This is a genomic window from Colwellia hornerae, assembly GCF_007954355.1.
GTDB classification, from domain to species: Bacteria; Pseudomonadota; Gammaproteobacteria; order Enterobacterales; family Alteromonadaceae; genus Colwellia_A; species Colwellia_A hornerae.
This window is the reverse complement of record NZ_VOLR01000001.1, coordinates 251783-277825: the sequence shown is the minus strand read 5'-3', so window position 1 is coordinate 277825 and position 26043 is coordinate 251783. Positions and strand designations below refer to the sequence as shown.

Sequence of the window (26043 nt, the reverse complement as noted above, 5' to 3'; positions counted from 1 at the left end):
AACATACGGTTCGTTATGAACGTAAAAACCCCAGTAAGTGCAAATTTACTGGGGTTTTTATTAGCTTAAACTAAAAGAAACACTTACTTCATGTAAGGGTCACTTTCAAAAAAAGCAAAAACGGTATCAAAAGCTGGCTCTTGGTATTGTTTTAAGCCGGTATCACGAAAATCAATATCTATTTGACTTCTTACCAGTGTTTTCTTAACAAAACTACCGGCGATAATTTCTACCTGTAGTTCTTTGATAAGTTGAATACACGCTTCTAATTTAAAGCCGATCGGTCCACCGGAGAATTTACCTTTTAAAGCGCGGCCACGGATAACAACTTTATCAACATGATAGTCTTCCATCAATTTAGCAAAGGTAAATTGGAAGTGTTGTACTGCTTCGGAATCACCTGCATCTACTAAAGATATTTTTTGCACGCGTGTTTGCGGAATATCATACAAACCGTTTTCACGTGACATAATACAAATAATTGCATCATTACCTTTTAATTCAACACCACATATTCTCATAAATCACCCTAATTAAATTCGCGGACGCATTATATACCGAAACAGTGAAGACCGAAACGAATTAATGACATTAGTTGTGTTGGGCTATGGTGTTGCTTTTAATTTAATACCATTTTGCTCAGTAAAGCCTAAATAGTCCTCTAAGGCTTTGGGGTTACCTTTATTTTTCTGGCAAACACTTTTTTGATACTGATAACTAAACATGTCAAACCATTGATCCAATAATTGTCCGTTAACCGGTTCTTTTGCCATCACCAACATTTTTGCCGCAACTTCCGCGGTAGCAAATTGATAGTTTTCTTCGGCAATGCGTATTTGATAACGAGAGGCATTAGCCGCTTCATCAAGTAAGTGCGGATCAAAAGCAGCAATCGGGAAGGAGTTCAAGTAAGGGCTTTTACGAAACATTTTTTTCGCTTCACGCCAGCAACCATCGAGCATAACAAATAATGGTCTTTTTCCTGATGGAATAGCCATTTTATTACAAAAGACCTCACGTTCGGCTTGTGCATACTGCTGTGGAAAAACCACATAAGGTTGCCATTGAGGATCCTTTAATATCGCTAACATTTCCGGATTTGCTTGGGTACGTGACCATAAAAAAGCAAAGGTATCAGGCACAATATCAGCAATTAACTTACCGGTATTACTCGGTTTTAACACTTCGGTGTCATACATTAATAATAAAAAAGCGGCATTGCTGGTAGTTGTTGGTGAGTATGAACAAATACAATGATCTTTAGCGAGGCGGCATAAGTCGCAGCGAATAACCCGTTGCCCACGTGACTTATAAGTCGTAGTGCTTAGGCTCATTCGGTAATGATGAAGTTTATGTACGGCGTGCATTAAATTTGAAATACCTTTGCTTGTTCACATCCCAGTGAGCGCAAAATATCGTTCGTCCTGAACATAAAAAATAGCGGCAAGGAATACCAATGACATTAATTAATCTAAAGGGTATAAGGCCGCTACTCTAGTGATTTTTAGTTTGGTGTGCAATATTTTACATCACCGTTCATTAGATATATGGATTTACTCAAAACCATTTGGGTTCTGTGATTGCCAGCGCCAAGTGTCAGCGATCATGGTATTTAAATCACGACTCGCTTGCCAACCTAATAAACTATTTGCCAAAGCAGCATCAGCGTAAACGGTGCCGATGTCGCCAGCACGACGTGGTACAACTTTATAAGCGATGTCTTGACCGCTAATTTCTTTAAAGGTGTTTACTATTTCTAATACCGAGGTACCATTACCGGTACCGATATTAATGGCTTTACAGCCTTGTATTTTCGTTAAACTCTCTAATGCTTTAACATGACCAATAGCTAAATCAACCACGTGAATGTAGTCACGAACACCCGTACCATCGGGGGTATCATAATCATCACCGAACACTTGTAATTGTGGTAAGCGTCCCACGGCTACTTGGGCAACGTAAGGTAATAAATTATTAGGAATACCATTAGGGTTTTCGCCAATAGTGCCTGATTCATGTGCGCCAATCGGATTAAAGTAACGCAGACAAGCAATTGACCATTCACTATCACTTTTTGCTAAATCAAACAGCACATGTTCGACCATTAACTTAGTTTGACCATAAGGGTTAGTCGCTGAAGTTGGCATTGTTTCATCTAGTGGAGATGGGTTGTTTTCACCGTAGACAGTTGCTGAAGAACTGAAAACTAAATTTTTAACGCCATGCTTAGCCATCACTTGTAATAGTGTCACCGAGCCTGAAACATTGTTTTGATAATAAGTCAGTGGAATTTCGTTTGATTCACCGACAGCTTTTAAGCCAGCAAAATGTACCACAGCTTTAATATTATGGTGTTTAAAAACAGCATCGAGGGCTGCTTCATCGCAAATATCAGCTTTAATGAAGGTTACTGTTTTGCCAGTAATCGCTTTAACGCGATCTAGAACTAAGGTAGATGAATTTGATAAGTTATCAACGATGACAATATCCTTATCTAATTTAAGTAACTCTACCACGGTATGACTACCGATATATCCTGTGCCACCGGTGATTAATAAACTCATTTTTAGTCCTTTTTTAAATAGATCCTAGATCTTGAAGCCGTCATGTTGATACTGAAATTCATTCAGGATGGCGATGGGGAAGTGATAACTTCTTTCATCACTATGCTATGTCTTATATTCTGACACTGTCGCGATAAACTTACTAAGGATTTTTGAATAATTTGTTATAGCTACTGTATCTGCTCGACTGTTAACCTTAGTCTCAATAGCTAAAATCATCAGACTAAACCCCGATTAAAATATTATAAGTAATTTAATACCACCCAAATAAATATGATAATCGTTATGCTTTACTATCAAACGATATAAAATATAGACAATACTCCGCCACTATTTTATCGGTTTAGACGAATTAAAATTATCCTTCTGCCAGCTCTCGCGCACAAAGAAACGCTTTTATTTCATCACGAGAACCCAAAATATGCTGTTTTAACAAAGCAACTGACTTTTCAACGTTACCTGCTTTACATAAAGCGAGTAATTCATTGTGTTCAGATTCTGCTTTTGAAATACCGCCTGCCCACAATAAATGCATGCGAATATAACGGTCTGCATTTTTATTTAAGGTATTTACTAAGTCTTGTGTTTGTGGGCGATTTGCCCCTGAGTATAAGCAGTTATGGTAATCAGAGTTTAATTCGCTCCAAGTATTGGCGGCATTCTCTTTACCAAGCGCCTTATCTAGTTTCCCAAGAAGTTCTGTCGCTTCGTCAAGTTTTTCAACCGTAAGGCGAGGAACTGAAGACGCCAATAAGTCAGCCTCCAACATAGCGCGCAGTTCAAATAATTCATCAACTTGGCTGGCATTAAGCTCGGTAGCTGTAGCGCCTTTATGCGGTTCAAAAGCAACTAAACCTTCGGCTTCTAGTTGTAGTAACGCTTCACGTACCGGAATTCGACTAACATTTAATTCTTCTGCTAATGCCGCTTGGCGTAAAGGTTGTCCTGCTTGAATTTCGCCACTGAGGATCTTCTCTCTAAGGGTTTCAACAACTAACTGAGTTCGGGTTTTATAAACTATGGTCATAAAGTGCTTCTCTTACAAGTGTGCTGACATTATAAGGGTTTATCAGCTAAAAAAAAGCGGCTAATAAATATTAGCAGCTTATTCTTGTTATCAATGAAAGTTATAACTTTGAACTTACCCACTTAATAACTCAATGAACATATTTTAATAGCAAAAGGCTTATTGAAAGCGTTTATTAGCGTAACGCCCATCATAGATTGCGCTTATTTGATTAGAGCTAAGGTGGTCAGGCTTGATTGCCCCCAAAGTTTTAGCTCCTATTGGCACTTTATTGACGACCACACTAAAACTTATCACCGTTCACCAGGTTTTCTCAAGAGACTTAAAATAGTTAATAATAGCTAAATCGCGATACTTTAAAAAAGTATGCGGGCGCTGTTAATTATGCTCTTTATGTTCTATTAATAAGTTTTTCAACTCATTTATGGTCGCTAGATCTGAAGATGGCGTAAATTGCTGAGGCTGACTAGCACTATATAAGACAGGATTGTCAGGCGAATATAATTGCAACAGCCATAACCCTTTTTGCCCTTTCTTAAAGTTTATTGTCGTACTTATTAAGCCATCCCCTTCATGGCCAATAACGATGAGTAAAAAATCATCACTAACAGAGCCATCTAAAAAATCATCAACCTTAATAATCCCAGCGATAAGGTTTTTTCCTGTTTTTTGAGTCATTAAACGAGTAGTTCCAATGAACTCACCAATAACAGCAAGTTTTGACTGTTCAATAAGCTCTTCAGGACTTAGCTTTATCCAAGAAGCAAAGGCGAACGAAGGACTTAGCCAAATAACAACTAGCAAAATTATTATGCTGTTAATTTTCATAATGAATCCTTATTGGCAGTATTAAGTTAATTTGAGAAAGTAAAAATTAAAAACGTACTAACAATTAACTTTTAGTACGTTTTATCAATTAACTACAACAAAAGGGGATCAATATTTTCGTTATTTCCTGACCTTTCGGCGAGTTGAAATCATAGTCCAAAAAGCACCAAGTAAAATCAACACTAATGTAGCAGGCTCAGATACTTTTACACTATCACAAAGGTAAAGCGAACAAGCTGCATCAATATCTCCCGCGCTTAATCCTGAGAAAAGACCTCTCGAGCTAATTGTCGGATCCATGATATTACCACTAAAACCCGACTGAGTATGACCTATACCAATTGAGTGACCAATTTCATGTACCGCAATTCTGGTGATATCAAAAGCAGCGCTACCTAAACTGTCACCAATTTCCCAAGAAAACCCTTCATCATTCATGTGTAAATCTCCTGCAATAATCGCAGGGTTTCTATCATCGGGATAAAAGGCATGAGCTAAAACCCTTGAACCAAAATTAGAATTGTCACCATGCACTTTATTAACAAAAGAAATATCAATCGAATTATTTTCACCCGAAAACAAAGTTTCAGTAAAAGTTAAGTTGTTATTAGTTGCATTAGACCATGCATCAAAAGCGACCAAGAAAGCAGAGTGAATATTACCGGCTAAAAGGCTATTATCTGTGGTCATAGTACCAAAATAATATTTAACATCAACGGCTCCTTGACCTGGACCATCCCATCCATTACCGACAAGTATAATGTTTGCATTAACAGTGTTGGTAAAAGTTAACATTACGCATAAGTTAACTATCATTAATATTTTTCTAATTTTAAATCGACTGATAAAATTCAATGATAAATTCATTTTTTATTCGTTTTATTAATAATAAACTAACAAGAGCTAGGGCATTATTTACAGGTTTTTGGTTACCTACTATTATATAGACTTGTATCTGTTATTAGTATGTTCCTAGAGATAAAAGTCTAAATTTAACATCTTAAACCAATGAAATTAACTTTAATTACTTCGATGCAAAATAGACTTCACCATTAGCTAACCACTTGGGTAACTATCGCTATTCTTAATGAACTTAAATAGATAAAACCGAACATTGTACTGTGCCTGTACTGTTATAAATCGCTTGTTGAGTATCAATAATATTAGCGTCTTTCGGTGCGAGTATTAATGCTTGTTTAATAGTTTGTTTTGCCAATTTGTTACAGCCTATCGCATTTAATGCATAAGCATAATTATTGAGGTAAGCCGACTCTTGTGTCGCTAATTCATAGCCTTGTCGATACCAAAAGTTTGCTAGATTTAGATCATGGTTTAAAAAATAATTATCTAATAAAAAATAGGGTAGCCAATAATCTGGCCATCGTTTGGTTGCATGGGTAAGCGCAGTTATGCCTGCTGAAGTTTTTCCCACTGAAATTGAATCTTGAGCAGCACGTGTGTAAATAAAGGGTTTCAAATATTGACTGGTTTTAGTCGGCGGGAGCGCAGCTAAAAACCAATACTTCCCCCCTAGCCCATGTTCTTTCAAAAACACTAAACTCAGCAACTCTATTAGCCATTTCCCCCGAATGCATGGTAATGAGTTGTTTTTTTAAATCATAACCGGTAACCACGGCATAATGCCACATCGGATACCAGGGTACTGAGACATTTTGCAACACAACGACAGGAATATCTTGGCTAACTAACGACAACAATTGAGTTAAATTGCCTTCTTGTGCATAGGCAACAAAGCCAGCTTGCCGGGCAGCAGCAACCATCTCAATTTGAAAGCTACCTTTTAATTTTGGAATAAACAATTCTGCCGCTAAGCTTTGTTGATCTTTTTCCACCCCGTAATAATTGAATATTTCTGATAGGGTTGCAGGGCCACAAAAATAATCTTTTTTGGGGAAAAATGGCACGTTGTTAATTTGATGTTTAACAGCAATATTAGGTGGCGAAGCTAAGAGTGCTTTACTTTGTGGTGGCGCAGCGCAGCCATTGACCAAAAACAAAAAGCTGGCCAATAGGCCAGCTTTAAAAAAGGTATAATTTAACACTAGTAATTTAATTTATCGGTCTAATGAATGAATACACATCAGTTACGCCCATTACATCCAAAACGGCTAAAACCACTAGCACAGTAACAATAGTGCCAACAATACCACTAGCAGCAGGCATATCGTTTAATGTTGAGTTAAAAGTATTGAGTTCTTGTTGAGTCATATTAGCTACCCGTGTTCGAGCATCGGCTAAATCGACCCCTAAAGAAACTAATTTTTGCTGCACTTCTGCGCCATCAAGTAAGGTTAAAACCTGTTGAGTGTTATACAAACCTTGCTGGTGCTGAATAACATTGCTTGATGGGACCACTGCACCAAAAGCATTCGATATGCTAAACAGCATAGTAAATATTGCACAGGATACCATTGATATTTTTTTCATATTATTTCTCTCTAAATGATTAATAGTGATACTTGTAAAATTAAATAATACTGCTTAAGACTAACCGCTGATTGTTTGAGGCATTCACCAACCTTTGATGCATCAGTGATATGACTCTAGTACAGATAATTGAAAGCCCTAACAATATTAGCCTAAATCTTAACGTTCAATAAGGTTAATCTGTTGTGCTAGGCTTAAATTTAAATAAAACAATAAGTTTGATTCAACACAAAGTAATTGTCTTAGCATTTTATATAATACTATAAACCAGCTAACACACTCTTTTTATGAATCAACAATTTATCGTCTTCTTAAAAGCATTACTCGGCAGTTGCAAAGACTTATTGCCGATAATTTTAGTGATCGCTTTTTTTCAATTTGCTGTCCTCCAACAACCAATGCCAAATATTGGTGACATTTTAGTGGGCTTGGCATTGGTTGTGCTCGGCCTAACTTTCTTTATTTATGGTCTAGAGATGGGGCTATTTCCCATTGGCGAATCCATGGCACAAGCTTTTGCAAAAAAAGGCAGCGTAAGTTGGCTACTCACCTTCGCTTTTTGTTTGGGTTTTGGCACCACAGTTGCCGAGCCTTCATTAATTGCTGTAGCCAAGGAGGCCGCAAGTGTCGCTGCCTCTGGTGGCATTATTAATGATACTTTAGCCGCGCAACTTTCCTATGCTAATGGACTACGCTTTACCGTAGCTTTTGCTGTGGGTCTAGCAATCGTGGTCGGTGTATTACGTATTATCCGTGGCTGGCCAATTCAATACTTAATTTTAGGAGGCTATGTGCTTGTAGTGCTGATGACCATGATCGCCCCAAGTTGGATAATCGGCATTGCTTACGACTCTGGTGGTGTGACTACCTCAACCATTACCGTTCCCTTAGTCACCGCGTTGGGTGTTGGTTTAGCTTCGGCAATAAAAGGTAGAAACCCGATGACCGATGGTTTCGGCCTAATCGCTCTGGCTTCATTAACGCCGATGATTTTTGTGATGATTTATGGCATGGTGATCAGTTAATGGCATTACTTATTGAGTTGTTAACTACCTTAAAGAATACTGTTATTGATGTACTACCAATACTGTCAATTATTTTAGGTTTCCAGCTATTAGTTATTCGTAAACCTATTCCGCATGTTAAACAAGTTGGCTTTGGTTTTATTTATGTATTGATCGGTTTAGCCTTATTTTTACTTGGCCTAGAAAAAGCCTTATTTCCTTTAGGGAAAATGATGGCAACACAATTAACAGCGCCAGAATTCATTCATGCTGGCGAACAGGTATTAACCCGCATTCATTGGTCAGATTACCTTTGGGTTTATATTTTTGCTGCTGCAATAGGTTTTAGTACCACGATTGCCGAGCCTTCACTGATCGCTGTAGCCATAAAAGCTGAAGAAGTTTCTGGTGGTGCCATAAAAGCGAATAGTTTACGAATATCTGTGGCGATCGGGGTTGCTATTGGCATTGCCCTTGGCAGTTACCGCATTGTGGTTGGTCATCCCATTCATTACTATATTATCTCTGGTTATGTCGTTGTCGTTATTCAAACCTTTTTTTGCCCTAAGTTAATTGTACCACTCGCTTATGACTCTGGCGGTGTAACCACGTCAACTGTCACAGTACCTTTAGTAGCTGCTTTAGGCTTAGGTTTAGCCAGTACAATTCCTGGGCGTAGCCCACTGATTGACGGTTTTGGTTTAATCGCTTTTGCCAGTTTATTTCCTATTATTGCTGTTATGGCTTATGCACAGCTAACCCAAGCAAAAACACATCAAATTGAACGCCAAGGTGAAAAAAGAAAACGCATTAACATTAATAAACGTAGTTTAAGACAAAATAAACAAGAGCCGTTAAAAAGCTCGAAACACGACAAAAGAAACAGGTGATCATATGCAATTCAAACTAATTGTCGCATTTGTTGACGACGGTGTAACAGACGAAGTCATGAAAGGCGCTAGAATGGCTGGAGCCACTGGCGCAACGATAATAAATAATGCCAGAGGTGAAGGTATTAAACGCCAACGAACCTTTTTTGGTATGCAACTTGAGACGCAAAGAGACGTATTACTTTTTGTTGTTGAAGAACATTTATCAAGAAAAATTTTAGAACGGATCAGTAAAATTGCTGGCTTTGACCAAGATCCTGGCAAAGGTATCGCGATTCAATTAAATGTTGAAGATGCCGTTGGCGTAGCTCATCAAGTAGAGCGCTTAAAAGGTAAAGTTGAGGAAGAGCTATGATCCATAAATTAGTACAAGTTAAAGATGCAATGACCACTGATAACTATCAATTTGCTGATGGCATGATGACTGTCGCTGAAGGTATTAAATTAGCAAAAGAATATAACGTTAATGCATTAATTATTAATAAGCGTCATCCACAAGATGAATACGGCTTAGTGATGCTTGCTGATATAGCAAAAGAAGTATTAGCAAAAGACCGCTCCCCTGAACGGGTAAACTTATATGAAATAATGGCAAAACCTATCTTGAGTGTTGACCCAAATATGGACGTAAGATATTGCGCTCGGTTATTTGAACGCTTTAGTATTCATTTAGCACCCGTTGTTGCAGACAATGAAATTATTGGCATGGTTGATTACATCAATATGGTTTTTAGCCAAGTAGAGTAACGCCCCTGCAAGAAAGTCTAAAGTGATGCTTTAGACTTTCTATTAATTAAACTTTGTTATTTTTAGCAAAGTTTCTTGGCGTTTTAAAAGAAAAATAAGCGGTAATAAAGAACACCCCCATAACAATTAATGTCCCCATGTCGCCTTGATATGGTGTGAGGATGTTAAAATAAAACAAAGCATTTTCTAATAAACCAACACCGATACCGATAATAAATAAAATATAGCCATTAGACCGCCCTTTTGCTCCGATGAGTTTAGCCAACAAGTAGCCCAGTACAGGGATAAAAGACCAAATTAAAAAGACCACGATTGAAAATACAAACGCTGACAAGGCAAGACTTTGCTGTGACAGAACATTGACTACCGAGTAAAATTTAACCAAAGAATAGCCAATATATAAATACAAAAATAACATCTGGGTTTCCCTAAAATAAAGATAACGCAACCATAGTAACAAGCAGATTAAAAATTAACTTATGCTAGAACAAAAAAAGGCCACTTAACTAAAAATAGTTAAGTGGCCCTTTTTTAGAGATTGCCTATGCATCATTACCATTAGCTCAATTAGCCGTTAATTCCGCGGATGAATTACTTTAACAAGCCAGTTATTACCGCTGATAGTTGATTATATAAAGCATTTCTCATTGACGTTTTCCGCCATAACACACCAATTTCTCGATAATAATCTTGGTCTAATGGTGCAATGGTAAGCCCTTCATTTTCCCCAACATTTTTCTTTACCGCCATTTCTGGCAAAAAAGTAAAGCCTTGATGAAAAGCGGTCATCTGCACCAATGTTGACAGGCTTGACGCTGAGAAAGAATGAATACGGGATTTATCAGCAAGTTTACAAGCCGACAAGGCATGTTCAGTGAGGCAATGCTCTGATGACAATAAAAAGATACTCTGTTCAGGTAAATGTTTATAGCTGGCCGTTTGTTGAAATGTCTTCACCAGGGCTTTATTACCCGCCATGAAAAATCGGTCTTTCCCCACTAATCGACAGTGAAAATTATTTACCGCTATCGGCAAAGCTAAGATCAACAGATCAATCTCACCATTATTGAGCATATTCATTAGGTTTGCAGTGGTATCTTCGCGTAAAAACAAGACTAACTCGGGTAATTCTTTTTGACAGCCCCGCACAAAATCGGTTAATAAGAAAGGCGCAATCGTTGGAATACAACCAATACGCACTGTGCCGGCATGCTCGCTACCTTGTTGTTTTGCAAAGCTCACTAATTCGTTAGCCGACACTAATAGTTGTCGAGCTTTCTCAACAACTTCAACACCTTGGGTGGTAAATAAAAAAGACTTGTTGTCTCGTTCAATTAATTGACAATTTAGTTGCTCTTCTAATTTTAAAATAGCACTGCTTAACGTTGACTGACTTACAAAGCATGCACTGGCAGCTCGATGAAAATTTTGTTCTTGGTAAAGCGCAATTAAATAGCGCAAATGCTTAAGGTTAGGTAAAAACATAGGGCAACATCCAAAAAATAATGACGATTAATTTATCACATAACAATTAAATAAAACGATTAGGATGTTACAAATACTGAAATAATGCCTAGCATCAATCCGAGGTATTAAATTATTTTTGGCATCATCTTAAAATTGATGAACCGAGTGTGAAATCAATCAATACTAATTCAATTCATCGATTTCTTTAATTTATTCTTAAGATACGGTAAAGTTAGAGGATTAATTTACACCATCATATAGGAAGCAATATGTCACAAGCATCAGCACGTCATTTATTAGTAGATACAGAAGAGCAATGTTTAACGCTTAAAGCACAAATCGAAGATGGAGCAGATTTTGCGGTTGTAGCGCAGGAGCACTCAAACTGTCCTTCAAAAATGCAAGGTGGAGATTTAGGATCATTTGGCCGTGGTCAGATGGTGCCAGAATTTGATGAAGTGGTTTTCACTGCTGACTTAAACACGGTTCAAGGACCAGTAAAAACGCAATTTGGTTATCATTTGTTAGAAGTTACCGCTCGCTCTTAAGACCCAGCCTGCTTAAAAATCGATAAAGGCAGGCTATCAATGACAAAGCTTATAGTATTGATACTTCTTTATCGATTTCAAATTATTTATCTGTAATCCCAATTAGGCGCTATTGGTTAAGCTTATCATTATTATCTGCTAAACCTGCTGCTGTAGTGGTTACCTTTATAATACTACCCCACCAATAGTCAACATTTTCACAGTCGTTGAAATCTGGATATCGAATAACCGAAAGCAACCACCGGTTATCTTTCTTGCTAAGGTTACAAAAGAGTATCCTAGATACATTAGTCTTTTTTTATCCACTTATTTAATTTTTTAAAGCGAAACGCTAAAAGAATAAAAGTAATAAATAAATAAATACTCGGTTCAATAATTTCAGACTTTACCGACCAATAAAAATGTATCCCAATAAGAACAGCAGCTAAATATACCCAGTTATGAAGTTTTTGCCAATTCTTAGCCATTTTTTTTCTTAATAGAGAAATTGACGTTATCGCGAGCGTTAACAAAATTAATAACCCCGCCATACCAATAGTAATATAAGGGCGTTCTAATATTTCACTCAAAAATAGTGACCAATCAAACTGCACTTCAAATACCAAAAAATTAGTTAAATGTAGGAAAGCATAAGTAAAGCTATATAAGCCTACTAATCGGCGAACTTTTAATAATATTGATATTTTAAAGCGCTTACTCAAAGGCGTTATCATTAAACTTAACAGCAATAAATTAAATGCACCAATACCGGTAAAATGAATAATGGCTTCAACTGGGTCAGCGCCTAGTTGATCAGTAAAAGCCAGATAATAAGCATTGGCTAGCGGCAAAAAAGCCGCGAGGTGGACAAAAATTTTAAACAAAATAACTTTATACTTCATAGCGATGATACGACTCAAGTTATTACTACAGACTAGCGGGGTAATACCCCCCTGCTCGCGACTTTACTCTGTCGCCATTTTTAAAAGTTTTTCCGTAAATCAAGGTTTTTATATAAACCTGCGACTTGTTCACCGTAGCCATTAAAAGGCAAAGTATCGATACGGTTGCGAGCAAACAATCCTCCAGAAGTAAGTCTTCGCTCACTGGCTTGACTCCATCTTGGATGGTCAACTTCAGGGTTAACATTGGCATAAAAGCCATATTCGTTCGGTGCTAAAATATTCCATGTTGACGCCGGTGGATGTTCAACGAACTTTATTGCAACAATCGATTTAATACTTTTAAAACCATACTTCCACGGCACCACTAGACGTATTGGCGCGCCATTTTGTGCTGGTAATGTTTTACCATAGAGACCAACGCTCATTAGGGTAAGTGGGTTCATCGCCTCATCAATACGTAAACCTTCCACATAAGGATAATCAATACCGCCACCCATTCGCCTACTTGCTTGTCCTGGCATTTGTGCTGGGTCGTGCAAGGTTTCAAAAGCAATATATTTAGCCCGAGAATTCGGCTGTGCCTTTTTTAATAGTTTTGATAACTCAAAGCCAACCCATGGAATAACCATTGACCAAGCTTCTACACACCGCAGTCGATAAATTCGCTCTTCAAGGGCAAAACTTTTCGTTAAATCATCTAAATCTAAAGTATAAGGCTTGTCACATTCACCACTTATCGTGAGCTGCCAAGGTTTTATATTAAAGTTTTGTGCATTGTTAACGGGATCGCTTTTACCTATACCAAATTCATAAAAATTATTATGGCTGGTCACTTTAGCTTCAGGGGTCAGCACTTCAGTATTATTAGTACCGTCAGCCGTAAACGTTAAGGGGTAACGTTGAAAGGTTTTTTCTGGTGCTGATGAAAAGAAGTCTAAACCTTGAGCATTTGTAGTGTTTGCTATAGTTGAAGATAATAAAGTACCCGCACCGAAAAAACCCATTTGCTTAATGAGCTGTCTACGCTTTAAGTAAACACTTTCGTCGGTAACTTGATGTTCTTTTAGTACAGATTTTTCAGGAGATTGAATTAACATATGGCTACTTCTCGGGTTATTGATCAGCTAACGATAAACCAATAGACCCGAAAAATAGAGAAATACTTCATTATTTATAAAATAATATTACTGATTTATAAATTAACGGGCAAATTGGTGTAAGTAATCAACCACAGCTGACGATTCATATAACCAAGTAACCTTTTTGTTTTCGTCGGTAATTTTTAAACAAGGTACAGTACGCTTACCACCCTCTTTGATTAACTCTTCACGATAATTTTCATTTTGGTTAATATTACGTAACTCGATATTTAAACCATCACGTTTTATAGAACGACGAACTTTCACACAAAAAGGACAAGCGGGTAATTGATATAAGCTCAAATGTTGTGTACTTGTATCTATTTCAGCTTGTAATTCAGCTGTTCTTTTCGGACCGCTCGGTGAAAAAACGAAATTTAACAATAAGATAATACGACCAATAATCCAGCGAACAATAAACATAAATCAACTTCTCTTTATTTAAAAAAACAAAACACCAGACTGTCTAAAAACAGCCACTCTACTTTTGCGCGAGTTTAACATAACTACTTTGTTAGCACTGCTTCATTTCGCAAAAATAGCTTATCTACCACATCATATCATCAGGAATTTGATAGTCAGCATAGGGATCATCGGCTTCAATAGATTCACTTTCAACTTTGTCATTTTGTACTAAAATAACGCTAGCATCTAAAGTCGCAACTTTTGCTGCTGTTTCAGCCGTCACTAAATAACTCTGTTCAGTTAACCCACAAACCGCTAATCGACCGTTAACTAAAGCTCTATGGGTAACAGCGTTAACAAATAGCTTTTTAATTTTATTGTTAAAGGTGTAGTTATATTCAGTTTCACCGGCAACATTTTTTATTTGATGATGTTCGAGTATTTGTTGAATACGTAGCATTTTTTCTTTGTTGGCGAGCTGTTGCTTTTTCTCTTCATTAAGCGCGGTATCTTTTGCTAACTTTTCTTTTTGAGCTTTCGCTAAGTCTTGTTTGACTTGCTCTTGTAAACTCTCATCTTTTGATACACCACTGCGTTTTTGTTTGTTTGATTTACGCTGGCTTGTATTTGCTTGTCGTGCTTTTTGCTTAGTCGTTAAGCCTGCTTTTAATAGCTGATCTTGTAAAGATGCCATACAAACTCCTTAATTAGGTTTATCAGTAATAATTGTTGCTATTCTATCGGGAAAAATAGCAATAAAAAAGTAGCTCGGCTTTTCTTTATGCGTAAACCGATAATAATCTTCCATCATTAAATATTAACTTTATAAATAATAAGGTAATCTAGCACGTCTAAATATCCTAAACACTCCACATTATGAATAGAATTAAACATATATTAATTGGTTTCTTACTGATCTTATTTTTAGTTATTACAAGTTTAGGTACTTGGATTTACAGCCAAATTGATAGCGCATTACCGGTACTTGAAGGAAAGCGAACATTACTTGGCTTGAGTGATACTGCCATTGTTGAGCGCGATAGTCAGGGTATTGTCACCATAAAGGCGAAGAAGCGTAACGATGTTGCAGTTGCTACAGGGTTTATACATGCCCAAGAGCGATTTTTTCAGATGGACCTACTGCGCCGTAATTCAGCTGGCGAACTGGCCAGCTTATTCGGCGAAAAAGCCTTACCACATGATAAAGAGATCCGCCGTCATCGTTTTCGTGAGCGCGCCCGAGTCATAGTGTCACAACTCCCTGAAAAAGATTTAGCTTTACTAAAAGCCTATACCCGTGGTGTCAACCAAGGCATAAATAATTTAAGCTCACCTCCTTTTGAATACCTTTTACTTCAACAAGCCCCCGTTTCGTGGCAGGAAGAAGATACGATATTAACCGTGTTAAGCATGTACATGGACTTACAATATGCGGCAGGCGACCGTGAAAGAACCTTAGGCAATATAAAAAACACCTTAGGTGAAGATGTCTTTAACTTTCTTAATCCTAAAGGCAGCATCTGGGATGCAGCCATCGATGGTAGTCAGTATCCATCAAGTAAAATGCCAACACGTGCATGGCCTTCGGCATCCTCTGAACAAGATAATCTGGCCGCTAATACGGTGCAAAACTTAGTAACGAACTTACCTGAAAAAAGGTATCAAGGTGAAGAGTTTCCTGGTTCAAACAACTGGGCGGTATCGGGGAAAATAAGTAAAACAGGCAGTGCCATTGTTGCTAACGATATGCATTTAGGAATACGCGTACCAAACACTTGGTTTCGGGCGACCTTTGAATATCAAAGTAATAACAATAAAGCCATCAAAGTAACAGGGCTAACCCTCCCGGGAACACCTAACATCATTACGGGTAGTAACGGTAATATTGCATGGGGGTTTACTAATAGTTACGGCGATTGGAGCGATGTTATTATTCTTGATACCAATGCAGATAACAGCCAGTACTTAACACCAGCAGGCTATCAAGACTTTACCGAACATAAACATGTTATTGCGGTAAAAGGTCAAGATGCACAAGAGATCATAGTTAAAGAAACAATTTGGGGGCCAGTTATCGGGGCGAACAACAGCGAACAATTATTAGCTTATCGCTGGGTTGCTCATGATGTACAAGCCGTAAATTTACACCAAACTGAACTCGAATTAGCGACTAGCGTTGATGAAGCATTTGACATTGCTAACCAGGCAGGTATTCCAGCACAGAATCTAGTTGTTGGAGATAAAGCAGGAAATATTGGCTGGACAATAATGGGGCCTATTCCAAAAAAATCCTCTTCGTTTGGCGAAACGCCTACACATTGGGCCGATGGTATCAATCATTGGCAGGGATATTTAAAAGCAGATCAGTATCCTAAAATTAAAAATCCGCAAAATAATCGCTTATGGACCGCAAATGCTCGTGTGGTTGGCGGTAAGATGTTAGAAAAAATAGGCAACGGCGGTTACGCACTTGGCGCGAGAGCACAACAAATCAAAGAGGGCTTACTTGGCAAAGAGCTCTTTTCAGAACAAGACTTACTCGATATTGCGCTAGACGACCGTGCCATTTTTTTAAAGCGCTGGCAGAAATTCTTAATCGATAAAATACTAACACCAGACATGATTATCAATCACCCTAGTTGGCAAGCTGTGAAAGAAATCATCAACACTGATAATTTGTGTGCATGCACAGACTCAGTTGCTTATCGCCTTGTTAACAATTTTCGCTTGAATGTACGCAATGATGTTTTTAGTCTACTCAACGAAAACTTAACTCACTTAGATAATGGCTACTCTTTTCACACCATTCGCCACCAAGTAGAAACACCGCTTTGGCAAATGATCAATCAACAACCAACCAACTTTTTATGGTTGCCCGAAGATAACTGGCAAAAAGTTTTCGAACAAGCACTCACCACTACCTTAACCGATATGACGCAAAAGCAACCATTGGCCAAAGCGACGTGGGGACAACAAAATACCAGTAAAATACAACACCCACTCAGTAATGCTATACCCTTTATTGGTCGTTGGTTAGATATGTTGCCGATACCACTCGCCGGCGATAGCTATATGCCTCGTGTACAAGGGAAATCTTTTGGCGCCTCTCAACGTATGGTGGTTTCACCAGGTCACGAAGCCTCGGGAATATTGCATATGCCAACCAGCCAGTCTGGCCATCCATGGAGCCCATACTACGGTTTAGGTCATGATGATTGGGTACAAGGAAAACCCTCACCTTTCTTACCAGGTAAAACGAAATATACCCTGACATTACTGAGCTATTAAGCTAAGTGTTCAACCTTAAAATCAATATTTATAATATAAAAAGAGGAAAAGTATGACTATTCTAATTTGGTGTTTTTTTGCTGCCACCCTATTACCCTATTTAGCCAAAGTTCCTGTCGCGATAGCGATGAATAAACTCAATGGTTATGACAATAACCACCCGCGTGCGCAACAAGCAAAACTAACCGGTTTTGGAGCAAGAGCGCTAGCAGCCCATCAAAATGCTTTTGAATCTCTGATAATTTTTGTCCCCGCAGTGTTACTGGCGATGGTGACAAATACAGCTACCGACAGCGTAGCATTATTAGCAATCACCCATGTAATCGCTCGAATAGCTTATAACTTGTTATATTTATTCAATATTGGACTGCTGCGTTCAATTGTCTGGGGCGTAGCAACTGTCTCCTCTTTTGCCATTATTTGGCAATGTATCCCACAAAGCTAAACATCTATTGCTAATATAGATTTTTTTAATACAAGCCTTTAGCAATAAAGGCTTGAACAATTTCTTCCCCCTCGCTACAGTAATGCCATATATCCTTGTTATATGTTTTAGTCGCCTTGCTGACTTTCCTTTACTAAAACATCAGGATTCTTTCTTTTTAACCATTTTCTGAAATATTAAAATATAGGGTGGAAGTACTGTGAGTGAAGATTTAGATCTCAATAAAATTCGTGAAAAAATAACCAAACTTGACCAGCAATTATTAGAATTATTTGCTCAACGCCGCTCTCTCACTCTCAGTGTTGCAAAAAGTAAGGCGCATCAAATACGACCCGTTCGCGATCAACAACGCGAGCAAGAATTGTTAATACGGTTAATTAACCAAGGTAAAGTGCTCGGTTTAGACGCTCACTATGTCACCAGTGTTTATCAAACAATTATTGAAGATTCAGTCTTAAACCAACAAGCCTACTTACAAACATTGGCCAACCCCAATATCCAAGTGCCTACAGTTAGTGTCGCTTTTCTAGGTAATAAAGGTTCTTATAGTTATTTAGCCAGTCATCGATATTTTTCACGCCGAGCAGCAAAAATCAACGAATATGGTTGCCAAAGTTTCAAAGAAATTATGCAGCAAGTCGAATCTGGCCATGTAGATTACGGTATGCTGCCAATTGAAAATACCAGTTCAGGGAGTATTAACGAAGTTTATGACGCCCTGCAACACACTAATTTATCCATTGTTGGTGAGATAACTCAGCCTATTGAGCATTGCTTATTAACCGCAGTAAATACCCAACTCAGCAAAATAAAAACCATTTACGCGCACGGACAACCCTTTACTCAATGCAGTAATTTTCTTGATAAACAAAAAAATATTCGCATCGAATATTGTGACAGTACCGCGGATGCCATGGCCCAAGCTTATGAATTGCAAGACCCAACAGTCGCGGTTATTGGCAGTGAAGAAGGCGGACACCTCTATAAACTTCATGCTTTAGAAAAGTCGATTGCTAACCAAGCAGAAAACCACAGCCGCTTTATTCTAGTCGCCCGTAAGCCTATTGATGTTGCTGAACAAATTCCTGCTAAAACGGCTTTGATTTTGGCAACAGGACAAAAAGCAGGTGCCTTAGTGGACTGTCTTATTATTTTAAAAGCAAAAGGTATCAACATGTGCAAACTTGAATCTAGACCTATTCAAGGGCGTCCATGGGAAGAAATGTTTTATATTGATGTTGAAGCAAATTTGAAGAGTGCCGTACTGCAAGAGGCGATTAATGAAATAACCTCAATTACCAACTTTATTAAAATATTAGGTTGTTATCCTATTGAACATATTAGCCCAACCAGTGTACCGAGTAGCGCGATAAACGCTTAGCCGTTGTTACTTAACTTTTAAGTTAATGGCTTTGATAAAGTCTCTACATAAACAAAACTCACCTTACGCGACCTGATGAAAAATAAAGGTCGGTAAGGTTTCAGTTTAAGCCTTATTCAACAACGTTTTAAGAGCTACACGATAACATCGAACAACCCGCTTTATTTCTTGCCCACTCAGGACGTTTCTCACTGTAATGATGAAACTCAACTTGTTCATCATAAGGTTTTTCCAGAACCTTTTGTAATTCATGTAATTGACTAAAATCACCTTGCTCTGCCAGCTCAATTGCTTGTTGTGCTAAATAATTACGCAAAACATATTTAGGGTTAACGTTATTCATCGCCGTTTTTCTTTGCGCTGCTGTTTTCTCGTCGTGCTGAATGCGATTAGCATAGCTTTCTAGCCAAGAAGAAAAACGTGCTTGATGCTCTGACGTTAACTGCTCGTCTAGATAGAAACAATCGGCAAAATGATTGACGTTATTTGCTTTAACTTTTTCGTCATAACTAAAGTCAGCCAATAAACGATAGAAAATAGTCATGTCTGTTTCTATATCACCCAACAAAGTTTCTAGTGCTAAAAACAATTCAGTATCCGCTTTATGGTTTATATCTTCAGCCGAAATACCCAGTTTATTCGACATCATTTCATGCCACTGTTGTTGATATGTTTTACTGTAATTATTTAAGACAACTTCTAGTGGTGCAGATTCTTCAATCAATGGATAGATAGCATTTGCTAACTGGAATAAGTTCCATTGTGAAATTTCACCCTGTTTACCAAAACTATAACGCTTACCTTGAGCATCCGTGGTATTAGGTGTCCAAGACAAATCAAAATTATCAATCCAACCATAAGGGCCATAATCAATTGTCTCACCGATTAAGGACATATTGTCGGTATTCATCACGCCATGAACAAAACCTACTCGCATCCAATGCACCATCAATCGACAAGTGCGTTGAGCAATTTCATCAAACCAAGCTAAGTAACGTCGCACCGAGTCATTTTCATGGTCATTTAATAAATGCGGAAAATCTCGTTTAATTGAATAATCAACGAGTTGCTTTAACAACGCCTTGTCTTTACGATAAGCCGGCAGCTCAATACTACCAAAACGCATAAATGACGAAGACACTCGACAGACCACAGCGCCTAATTCAGCTTTCGCATTGCCGTTATAAAACATATCTCGAACAACACTATCACCCGTTAACGATAAGCTCAGTGCTCGGGTTGTAGGAATACCTAAATGAAACATAGCTTCTGAACATAAGAACTCTCGTACCGATGAGCGTAATACCGCTAAGCCGTCAGCAGTTCGTGAAAAGGGGGTTGGCCCTGCGCCTTTTAACTGGAGAACTTTATGGCCATGTAAAGGGGTATTGACTTCGGCTAAGTTAATAGCGCGGCCATCACCTAATTGCCCTGCCCAATGACCAAATTGGTGTCCGCCATAACACATCGCATAAGGAGCGAATCCTTCAGGCACGACGTTTCCTGTGAACAACTGTAAAAACTCATCACTTTTAAGCTGCTCTTCACTTAGCCCTAATATCGAGGCAACATCACGACTACTGGTAACCAACTGTGGATTTGACGTTCTTTTAGGCGTTACCCAAGAAAAAGCAGCGGCATGAACTTGGTGCGGAAAAATAGACTCTTCTAAATCTTCAGGTAACTGTGAAGAAAAGCTATTTTCAATATTGAAATCTAAGTAAGACAAAATAAGCGACTGATTGGAAAATAGAATTGAAAGGGAATTATTGACTGTCAGTTTCTATATTGCAATCTTCATTTCAAACAAAAAAGCTGATTTGGGCTATACCCTAGTCAGCTTTGAATTAATTATTTATATATTCACTGATAAATATTATTAAAAAATAATATATACTCATCTAATAGTTAGCTCTGACTATTGCAACGCTATGGTCAGTGCGTCTTTAAAAGTAGTATGACAAGATTGACAACCCATTATTAATTTTTGATATTCAGCGACAATAACAACCATATTTTGATCCTCGGCAGCTTGCTTTATTTTGATGGCGCCACCGTGAACAACTTCGTCAAAACCTTTAAAGGTAGCGACTTTTGCTGCTAAGGCTTTCATCAACTTTTTCCGTTGCGACATTGCCGGTTTTGGGTGATTAATAATCCCCTCTGCTGCACTTTCAACTAGGCTAAAGTCTTCTAAAATAATACCTTGTGTGATCATCTTGGTTTCAGATAACAATCCCTGCATGACTTGTTTAAACGTTACTATAGTGTTTTTTTCGATATCTTGTTGCTGTTGCTGTGCATTAACTGAAACGCCAACGAACAAAGCTATCACAGCACTTGTTATAATCATTATTTTTTGTATTTTATACATGGTCACTCTTATTTTATCACTAAGGATAAATGATTAAATTAGGGTTAATAAAGCTATTAGGGATTAATAATCGCACAAGGAAGCCATAATTACGCTTAAAATATTATAGCCCTTTAGCTTATTTCACTTTACCGGTAAAATAGCGGCAATTTTTAGCGCCCTATTAGGCTTTATCTTGCAAACATTAGCCCAGCTCAACTCAGGTAAGTATTCAGATATCACTCATTTAACACTAAGTGAAAATTTAACTGAATTTCCTCAGCAAATTTTTTCATTAGCCAGCTCACTTGAAGTATTAGATTTATCTGGTAACCAATTAAGCGCTTTACCTATTGAATTTTCTTCATTACAAAAGCTAAGAATATTATTTTTGACCAATAATAACTTTAATAACATTCCCGCGGTATTGGCGGCTTGTCCACAGTTAGAAATGATCAGTTTTAAAGGTAATCAATTAAGTCAAATAGATGAAAACGTACTGCCAATCACAACACGTTGGTTGATATTAACCGATAATAAAATTACAGCATTACCTCATTCAATGGGTAAATTAACCCGTTTACAAAAATTTGCCTTGGCCGGAAATCAATTACAGCAACTGCCCGACAGTATGAAAAACTGTAAAAACTTAGCGTTAATACGCCTTTCAGCTAATCAATTAACAATGCTTCCCGATTGGCTCTTCCAATTACCCAGCTTGGCGTGGCTGGCGTTTTCGGGTAATAAATTAGCCAATAATATTCAACCCGTCACTGATCAGATGCCAAGTATTTCACCACAAGACTTTCAACTAAAACAAAAATTAGGTGAAGGCGCATCAGGGGTAATTTATCAAGCAGCATGGTTAACGAAACCTACCACCATTGATTCCGACGATGATATAGCGGTAAAACTCTTTAAAGGTGAAATAACCAGTGATGGCTACCCTATTGATGAACTAAATAATTGCTTGCAAGCCGGTGAACATAAAAACTTAATCAAAGTGATAGCTAAAATCATGTCGAAAGAGCAACTTGCTTTAATCATGGAGTTAATTCCAGCTCGCTTTTATAACTTAGGTTTACCACCATCATTAATAACCTGTACTCGAGATACATTTGCTATTGGTGCAACATTAACAATAAGCGAGGTAATAAGAATAGTACTGAGCATGGCTGATGCATTGCGTCACTTGCATGAAAACAAGGTCAGCCATGGTGACATCTATGCTCACAATACTATGGTCGATGAACACGCAAATATGCTGTTTGGTGACTTTGGTGCTGCTTCTAATTTAAAGGTTTTGCCTGAAACACAACAAATAGCAATGCAAGCAATAGAAGTGAGAGCTTTTGGTTGTTTATTAGATGATTTATTGCCTTTGTCTTATCAATTAGAAAGCACTGCGCAATATCAAGCTCTGGAGATAATAAAAGAGTCTTGTATGCAAGCTGATACGTTTAAAAGACCAACCTTTATCGCTATTGTTGAGCAATTAAAAGTACACGTTTAACCTGATTTTTTTAATTAATATTATTAAGCGCACGGCCGGTAAGAGCAAAGGACACATATAATCTTTTGTTTATTCACTCGAATAACTGGCTTTAAGAGCTCTATTTTAACGCCAGTGTATTCACAGAAAACCGATTTTTTTATAAACCAGCACTAAAAAAATTCAATCGCATTTGCTTGCCCAGCCCCTTTAACCTAAAATATCGGCAAGATAATTTTTCCTTCAAATAATAAGGTTTTCCATGGCACAACCATTACCAGATAAATTTATCATGTCGATGAACCGCGTATCAAAAGTGGTTCCACCTAAAAGAACGATACTTAAAGATATTAGTCTCTCATTTTTCCCTGGCGTTAAAATTGGTGTTTTAGGTTTAAACGGTTCAGGTAAATCAACGCTGCTTCGTATTATGGCAGGTGTCGATAAAGATTTTGAAGGCGAAGCAACGTCTTTAGCCGGTACAAAAATTGGTTACTTACCGCAAGAGCCTCAACTTGACGAAAGCCAAACAGTGCGTGAAGCTGTTGAAGAAGGGGTTTCGACAGTTAAAAATGCTATGGCTCGTTTAGACCAAGTCTATAACGAATATGCCGAAGAAGGCGCAGATTTTGATGCCTTAGCCAAAGAACAAGGTGATTTAGAAGATATTATTAATGCGCAAGATGGTCATAATCTTGATAACGTTTTAGAACGTGCGGCTGATGCTTTACGCTTACCTGAATGGGATCAAAAAATTGCGGTACTCAGTGGTGGTGAACGACGTCGTGTCGCGCTTTGTCGTTTATTGCTCGAAAAACCAGACATGTTATTGCTTGATGAACCAACTAACCATTTAGATGCTGAATCTGTTGCTTGGTTAGAGCGCTTCTTACACGATTACCCAGGCACTGTGGTAGCAATTACCCATGATAGATACTTCCTTGATAATGTCGCGGGTTGGATTTTAGAACTTGATAGAGGACATGGTATTCCTTATGAAGGCAACTATTCTTCATGGTTAGAACAAAAAGATGCGCGTCTTGCACAAGAAAGTAAAGGTGAAAGTGCACTACAAAAAACCATTAAGCAAGAACTTGAATGGGTGCGTTCAAATCCGAAAGCTCGTCAATCAAAAAGTAAAGCCCGTATGGCACGCTTTGAAGAACTTAATAGTCAAGATCATCAAAAACGTAATGAGACCAACGAACTTTACATTCCACCTGGACCTCGTTTAGGTGATAAAGTTTTAGATGTTAATAACTTAACAAAATCTTTTGGTGACAGAGTCCTGATTGATGACTTAAGTTTTAGTGTGCCAAAAGGCGCTATCGTGGGTATTATTGGGCCAAACGGTGCGGGTAAGTCAACATTGTTTAAAATAATGTCGGGTGCTGAAAAACCAGACTCAGGAAATGTAGAGCTAGGAGATACAGTTAAACTTGCCAGTGTTGATCAGTTTCGTGATGACATGGACAATAGTAAAACCGTCTACCAAGAAATATCTCAAGGCCATGAGATATTACAAATTGGTAATTTTGAAATTCCAAGCCGTGCTTATGTCAGCCGTTTTAACTTTAAAGGTAACGATCAACAAAAGATCATCGGTGAGTTGTCAGGTGGTGAACGTAACCGAGTTCATTTAGCTAAGCTGGTACAAACCGGTGGTAACGTATTACTGCTTGATGAACCAACCAACGATCTTGATGTTGAAACCTTACGTGCGCTTGAAGAAGCGTTATTAGAGTTCCCCGGCTGTGCTATGGTTATTTCCCATGACCGTTGGTTCCTTGACCGTATCGCAACTCACATTTTAGATTACCGTGATGAAGGTAAAATTAACTTCTATGAAGGTAACTTTACTGACTATGAAGCTTGGTTAAAGAAAACATTGGGTCCTGCAGCTACTGAGCCGCATAGAATTAGATACAAAAAAATTGGCTAACTTAATACTTAGCAGTAAGCTATTAAATAATTACTATTAGTTATTAAATAGTTATCGGCACTTTATTTCTTTGAATCTATAAAAATTCATCTGAATAAAGTGCCTTTTTGCTAAAAGGGAGCTATGCTGAAAGTACCAATTCATTATTTGAACTTTAGCAATGGAAAATAGACGTCAATTCACTCGAATTTTGTTTTCAATCAATGCGATATTAGAGGTTGAACAGCAGAATTATCCGGTTACTATCCACGACATTTCACTTAATGGCGCCTTAGTTACTATGCCTAATGCTGAAAGCTCATTAAAGGGTAAATTGGGCTTATTACATTTTGACTTAGTGAATGGCGAATCAATCGTTGAAATGCATATTGCTGTCGTGCATGAAGTCAGTGATAAAGTAGGTTTACAATGTGAAATAGGCTTACAGTGCAATGCCATCGATATTGACAGTGTTACTCATTTAAGACGTTTAGTTGAATTAAATTTGGGTGATGAAAGCCAGCTTCATAAAGAACTATCACAATTATCACGCTTAGCTTAAGGCGATAAAATCACCTTGTTTTTATAAAGGAACATTATGAATCACTTAGTTATTTCATTTATTACCAAAGACCGCCCAGGTTTAGTCGAAACGTTATCGAAAGTCATTAAACAACACCAAGGTAACTGGCAAACCAGTAGTTTACATCATTTATCAGGCTGCTTTGCGGGTGTACTCGAAATAGCGGTAGAGCAAGCGCAATGTGAAGCGCTAACCACTGCGATTAAGGCACTAGACGGTTTTAAAATAATTATCGAAAAAACCACACCTGCCCAAACAAGCAATGAGTCTACGGTTGTTTTAGAGCTAACAGCAAACGATCGAGAAGGAATTGTAGAAGAGATATCAGCGGTTATTCACCATCAAGGGGGTAACATGATAAAGCTTGTCAGCGTGCAAGATAATGCACCACATACTGGCCAGCCACTATTTAAAGCGAAGATTACCTTAGCCGTTAATAACGAACAAACACCAAGCTTAATAAATGCCTTAGAGAATCTTGCTGACGATTTAATGGTTGATATTTCTCGTTAGTTTGCTAAATATTTACTTAATCTGCGCGGTTTTATTAGCCCACTTATCAATGCTTCTTTGGGCTTGATATTACCGTGACATTTATTCATTAACTTGCTTACCCCTGATATAAAAAC

Annotated in this window: 29 protein-coding genes; 12 read left to right on the top strand and 17 right to left on the bottom strand. The window is 37.9% G+C overall.

What is annotated here, in order from left to right; all coding sequences use genetic code 11:
* Positions 1–83 precede the first annotated feature (83 nt).
* The 9 genes from ESZ26_RS01105 to ESZ26_RS01070 all read right to left on the bottom strand — a co-directional run bounded on the left by ESZ26_RS01105 (position 84) and on the right by ESZ26_RS01070 (position 6867).
* Entirely contained in the window at positions 84–521 is a 438-nt protein-coding gene (locus ESZ26_RS01105; protein ID WP_070375975.1) for a DUF3010 family protein, read from the bottom strand.
* A gap of 84 nt (positions 522–605) precedes the next feature.
* Positions 606–1367 (bottom strand): tRNA-uridine aminocarboxypropyltransferase, encoded by a 762-nt coding sequence (locus ESZ26_RS01100; protein ID WP_146796336.1) that lies wholly within the window; start codon positions 1365–1367, stop codon positions 606–608.
* 186 nt (positions 1368–1553) lie between these two features.
* Positions 1554–2564, bottom strand: coding sequence for a UDP-glucose 4-epimerase GalE (galE, locus tag ESZ26_RS01095; RefSeq protein ID WP_146796333.1), 1011 nt, complete (start codon positions 2562–2564; stop codon positions 1554–1556).
* A gap of 358 nt (positions 2565–2922) precedes the next feature.
* Entirely contained in the window at positions 2923–3591 is a 669-nt protein-coding gene (locus tag ESZ26_RS01090) for a GntR family transcriptional regulator (RefSeq protein WP_146796330.1), read from the bottom strand.
* Between the two features lie 378 nt (positions 3592–3969).
* On the bottom strand, positions 3970–4419 hold the full coding sequence (locus ESZ26_RS01085) for a hypothetical protein (RefSeq protein WP_146796327.1): 450 nt from the start codon (positions 4417–4419) through the stop codon (positions 3970–3972).
* Between the two features lie 120 nt (positions 4420–4539).
* Complete coding sequence (locus tag ESZ26_RS01080) at positions 4540–5286, bottom strand: matrixin family metalloprotease (RefSeq protein ID WP_146796324.1); 747 nt, start codon at positions 5284–5286, stop codon at positions 4540–4542.
* A gap of 226 nt (positions 5287–5512) precedes the next feature.
* Positions 5513–5896 carry a tetratricopeptide repeat protein gene (locus tag ESZ26_RS19405; protein ID WP_244947060.1) on the bottom strand — a complete coding sequence of 128 codons (384 nt, stop codon included), beginning with the start codon at positions 5894–5896 and terminating at the stop codon, positions 5513–5515.
* A 13-nt stretch (positions 5897–5909) separates the two neighbouring features.
* Positions 5910–6449: a PA2778 family cysteine peptidase gene (locus tag ESZ26_RS19400; RefSeq protein WP_223271660.1), complete on the bottom strand. Its 540-nt coding sequence runs from the start codon at positions 6447–6449 to the stop codon at positions 5910–5912.
* 40 nt (positions 6450–6489) lie between these two features.
* Positions 6490–6867, bottom strand: coding sequence for a PA2779 family protein (locus ESZ26_RS01070; protein WP_146796321.1), 378 nt, complete (start codon positions 6865–6867; stop codon positions 6490–6492).
* A 287-nt stretch (positions 6868–7154) separates the two neighbouring features.
* On the opposite strand from ESZ26_RS01070, the gene ESZ26_RS01065 reads away from it, so the two are divergent.
* The 4 genes from ESZ26_RS01065 to ESZ26_RS01050 are packed head-to-tail and all read left to right on the top strand — an operon-like array spanning position 7155 to position 9508.
* Positions 7155–7892: a DUF1538 domain-containing protein gene (locus ESZ26_RS01065; RefSeq protein WP_146796318.1), complete on the top strand. Its 738-nt coding sequence runs from the start codon at positions 7155–7157 to the stop codon at positions 7890–7892.
* Positions 7892–8761: a DUF1538 domain-containing protein gene (locus ESZ26_RS01060; RefSeq protein ID WP_146796315.1), complete on the top strand. Its 870-nt coding sequence runs from the start codon at positions 7892–7894 to the stop codon at positions 8759–8761. The genes ESZ26_RS01065 and ESZ26_RS01060 overlap by 1 nt, the downstream gene beginning before the upstream one ends.
* A gap of 4 nt (positions 8762–8765) precedes the next feature.
* A complete protein-coding gene (locus tag ESZ26_RS01055; RefSeq protein WP_070375962.1) occupies positions 8766–9116 on the top strand; it encodes a P-II family nitrogen regulator in 351 nt (116 codons plus the stop codon).
* The gene (locus ESZ26_RS01050; RefSeq protein ID WP_146796313.1) at positions 9113–9508 is read left to right on the top strand and encodes a CBS domain-containing protein; all 396 of its coding nucleotides are present in this window, start codon (positions 9113–9115) and stop codon (positions 9506–9508) included. The genes ESZ26_RS01055 and ESZ26_RS01050 overlap by 4 nt, the downstream gene beginning before the upstream one ends.
* A 46-nt stretch (positions 9509–9554) precedes the next feature.
* Here ESZ26_RS01050 and ESZ26_RS01045 read toward each other — a convergent pair whose 3' ends face one another.
* Both ESZ26_RS01045 and ESZ26_RS01040 read right to left on the bottom strand, forming a co-directional pair.
* Complete coding sequence (locus ESZ26_RS01045; RefSeq protein WP_146796310.1) at positions 9555–9926, bottom strand: hypothetical protein; 372 nt, start codon at positions 9924–9926, stop codon at positions 9555–9557.
* Between the two features lie 173 nt (positions 9927–10099).
* Entirely contained in the window at positions 10100–10993 is an 894-nt protein-coding gene (locus ESZ26_RS01040) for a hydrogen peroxide-inducible genes activator (RefSeq protein WP_146796308.1), read from the bottom strand.
* A 251-nt stretch (positions 10994–11244) separates the two neighbouring features.
* On the opposite strand from ESZ26_RS01040, the gene ESZ26_RS01035 reads away from it, so the two are divergent.
* Positions 11245–11523, top strand: a complete 279-nt coding sequence (locus ESZ26_RS01035; RefSeq protein ID WP_070375959.1) for a peptidylprolyl isomerase — start codon at positions 11245–11247, stop codon at positions 11521–11523.
* A 287-nt stretch (positions 11524–11810) separates the two neighbouring features.
* On the opposite strand, the gene msrQ is transcribed toward ESZ26_RS01035, so the two are convergent.
* From msrQ to ESZ26_RS01015, 4 genes are all read right to left on the bottom strand, one after another.
* The gene (gene msrQ / locus ESZ26_RS01030; protein WP_146796305.1) at positions 11811–12404 is read right to left on the bottom strand and encodes a protein-methionine-sulfoxide reductase heme-binding subunit MsrQ; all 594 of its coding nucleotides are present in this window, start codon (positions 12402–12404) and stop codon (positions 11811–11813) included.
* 80 nt (positions 12405–12484) lie between these two features.
* Positions 12485–13504, bottom strand: coding sequence for a protein-methionine-sulfoxide reductase catalytic subunit MsrP (gene msrP, locus ESZ26_RS01025; protein ID WP_146796302.1), 1020 nt, complete (start codon positions 13502–13504; stop codon positions 12485–12487).
* A gap of 102 nt (positions 13505–13606) precedes the next feature.
* Positions 13607–13969, bottom strand: coding sequence for a glutaredoxin family protein (locus tag ESZ26_RS01020; protein WP_146796299.1), 363 nt, complete (start codon positions 13967–13969; stop codon positions 13607–13609).
* Positions 13970–14093: 124 nt separating this feature from the next.
* Positions 14094–14645, bottom strand: coding sequence for a DUF2058 domain-containing protein (locus tag ESZ26_RS01015; protein WP_146796296.1), 552 nt, complete (start codon positions 14643–14645; stop codon positions 14094–14096).
* Between the two features lie 182 nt (positions 14646–14827).
* Here ESZ26_RS01015 and ESZ26_RS01010 point away from each other — a divergent pair, with 182 nt between their 5' ends.
* The 3 genes from ESZ26_RS01010 (at position 14828) to ESZ26_RS01000 (ending at position 19065) form a co-directional block, all read left to right on the top strand.
* Positions 14828–17239 (top strand): penicillin acylase family protein, encoded by a 2412-nt coding sequence (locus tag ESZ26_RS01010; RefSeq protein WP_146796293.1) that lies wholly within the window; start codon positions 14828–14830, stop codon positions 17237–17239.
* Positions 17240–17291: 52 nt separating this feature from the next.
* Complete coding sequence (locus ESZ26_RS01005; RefSeq protein WP_146796290.1) at positions 17292–17684, top strand: MAPEG family protein; 393 nt, start codon at positions 17292–17294, stop codon at positions 17682–17684.
* A 199-nt stretch (positions 17685–17883) separates the two neighbouring features.
* A complete protein-coding gene (locus ESZ26_RS01000) occupies positions 17884–19065 on the top strand; it encodes a chorismate mutase (protein ID WP_146796287.1) in 1182 nt (393 codons plus the stop codon).
* Between the two features lie 127 nt (positions 19066–19192).
* Here ESZ26_RS01000 and ESZ26_RS00995 read toward each other — a convergent pair whose 3' ends face one another.
* Both ESZ26_RS00995 and ESZ26_RS00990 read right to left on the bottom strand, forming a co-directional pair.
* Complete coding sequence (locus ESZ26_RS00995; RefSeq protein WP_146796284.1) at positions 19193–20794, bottom strand: protein adenylyltransferase SelO; 1602 nt, start codon at positions 20792–20794, stop codon at positions 19193–19195.
* A gap of 189 nt (positions 20795–20983) precedes the next feature.
* Positions 20984–21439, bottom strand: a complete 456-nt coding sequence (locus tag ESZ26_RS00990; protein ID WP_146796281.1) for a hypothetical protein — start codon at positions 21437–21439, stop codon at positions 20984–20986.
* 175 nt (positions 21440–21614) lie between these two features.
* Here ESZ26_RS00990 and ESZ26_RS00985 point away from each other — a divergent pair, with 175 nt between their 5' ends.
* The 4 genes from ESZ26_RS00985 to ESZ26_RS00970 all read left to right on the top strand — a co-directional run bounded on the left by ESZ26_RS00985 (position 21615) and on the right by ESZ26_RS00970 (position 25927).
* Positions 21615–22931, top strand: a complete 1317-nt coding sequence (locus tag ESZ26_RS00985; protein ID WP_146796278.1) for a leucine-rich repeat-containing protein kinase family protein — start codon at positions 21615–21617, stop codon at positions 22929–22931.
* 241 nt (positions 22932–23172) lie between these two features.
* The gene (gene ettA / locus ESZ26_RS00980) at positions 23173–24852 is read left to right on the top strand and encodes an energy-dependent translational throttle protein EttA (protein WP_146796275.1); all 1680 of its coding nucleotides are present in this window, start codon (positions 23173–23175) and stop codon (positions 24850–24852) included.
* Between the two features lie 160 nt (positions 24853–25012).
* Positions 25013–25393 (top strand): PilZ domain-containing protein, encoded by a 381-nt coding sequence (locus ESZ26_RS00975; RefSeq protein WP_146796272.1) that lies wholly within the window; start codon positions 25013–25015, stop codon positions 25391–25393.
* A 36-nt stretch (positions 25394–25429) separates the two neighbouring features.
* On the top strand, positions 25430–25927 hold the full coding sequence (locus ESZ26_RS00970) for a glycine cleavage system transcriptional repressor (RefSeq protein ID WP_146796269.1): 498 nt from the start codon (positions 25430–25432) through the stop codon (positions 25925–25927).
* Positions 25928–26043 lie beyond the last annotated feature (116 nt).

Excerpts from the sequence above, each read along its gene's own strand:
- ESZ26_RS01050 (WP_146796313.1), top strand. The coding sequence starts at position 9,113 with ATGATCCATAAATTAGTACAAGTTAAAGATGCAATGACCACTGATAAC.
- ESZ26_RS00975 (WP_146796272.1), top strand. The coding sequence starts at position 25,013 with ATGGAAAATAGACGTCAATTCACTCGAATTTTGTTTTCAATCAATGCG.
- ESZ26_RS01090 (WP_146796330.1), bottom strand. The coding sequence starts at position 3,591 with ATGACCATAGTTTATAAAACCCGAACTCAGTTAGTTGTTGAAACCCTT.
- ESZ26_RS01005 (WP_146796290.1), top strand. The coding sequence starts at position 17,292 with ATGACTATTCTAATTTGGTGTTTTTTTGCTGCCACCCTATTACCCTAT.
- ESZ26_RS01015 (WP_146796296.1), bottom strand. The coding sequence starts at position 14,645 with ATGGCATCTTTACAAGATCAGCTATTAAAAGCAGGCTTAACGACTAAG.
- ESZ26_RS01060 (WP_146796315.1), top strand. The coding sequence starts at position 7,892 with ATGGCATTACTTATTGAGTTGTTAACTACCTTAAAGAATACTGTTATT.
- ESZ26_RS00970 (WP_146796269.1), top strand. The coding sequence starts at position 25,430 with ATGAATCACTTAGTTATTTCATTTATTACCAAAGACCGCCCAGGTTTA.
- ESZ26_RS01080 (WP_146796324.1), bottom strand. The coding sequence starts at position 5,286 with ATGAATTTATCATTGAATTTTATCAGTCGATTTAAAATTAGAAAAATA.
- ESZ26_RS01065 (WP_146796318.1), top strand. The coding sequence starts at position 7,155 with ATGAATCAACAATTTATCGTCTTCTTAAAAGCATTACTCGGCAGTTGC.
- ESZ26_RS00990 (WP_146796281.1), bottom strand. The coding sequence starts at position 21,439 with ATGTATAAAATACAAAAAATAATGATTATAACAAGTGCTGTGATAGCT.
- ESZ26_RS01020 (WP_146796299.1), bottom strand. The coding sequence starts at position 13,969 with ATGTTTATTGTTCGCTGGATTATTGGTCGTATTATCTTATTGTTAAAT.
- msrQ (WP_146796305.1), bottom strand. The coding sequence starts at position 12,404 with ATGAAGTATAAAGTTATTTTGTTTAAAATTTTTGTCCACCTCGCGGCT.
- ESZ26_RS01105 (WP_070375975.1), bottom strand. The coding sequence starts at position 521 with ATGAGAATATGTGGTGTTGAATTAAAAGGTAATGATGCAATTATTTGT.
- ESZ26_RS01035 (WP_070375959.1), top strand. The coding sequence starts at position 11,245 with ATGTCACAAGCATCAGCACGTCATTTATTAGTAGATACAGAAGAGCAA.
- galE (WP_146796333.1), bottom strand. The coding sequence starts at position 2,564 with ATGAGTTTATTAATCACCGGTGGCACAGGATATATCGGTAGTCATACC.
- ESZ26_RS01045 (WP_146796310.1), bottom strand. The coding sequence starts at position 9,926 with ATGTTATTTTTGTATTTATATATTGGCTATTCTTTGGTTAAATTTTAC.
- ettA (WP_146796275.1), top strand. The coding sequence starts at position 23,173 with ATGGCACAACCATTACCAGATAAATTTATCATGTCGATGAACCGCGTA.
- ESZ26_RS01040 (WP_146796308.1), bottom strand. The coding sequence starts at position 10,993 with ATGTTTTTACCTAACCTTAAGCATTTGCGCTATTTAATTGCGCTTTAC.
- msrP (WP_146796302.1), bottom strand. The coding sequence starts at position 13,504 with ATGTTAATTCAATCTCCTGAAAAATCTGTACTAAAAGAACATCAAGTT.
- ESZ26_RS01055 (WP_070375962.1), top strand. The coding sequence starts at position 8,766 with ATGCAATTCAAACTAATTGTCGCATTTGTTGACGACGGTGTAACAGAC.
- ESZ26_RS01100 (WP_146796336.1), bottom strand. The coding sequence starts at position 1,367 with ATGCACGCCGTACATAAACTTCATCATTACCGAATGAGCCTAAGCACT.
- ESZ26_RS01010 (WP_146796293.1), top strand. The coding sequence starts at position 14,828 with ATGAATAGAATTAAACATATATTAATTGGTTTCTTACTGATCTTATTT.
- ESZ26_RS01070 (WP_146796321.1), bottom strand. The coding sequence starts at position 6,867 with ATGAAAAAAATATCAATGGTATCCTGTGCAATATTTACTATGCTGTTT.
- ESZ26_RS01085 (WP_146796327.1), bottom strand. The coding sequence starts at position 4,419 with ATGAAAATTAACAGCATAATAATTTTGCTAGTTGTTATTTGGCTAAGT.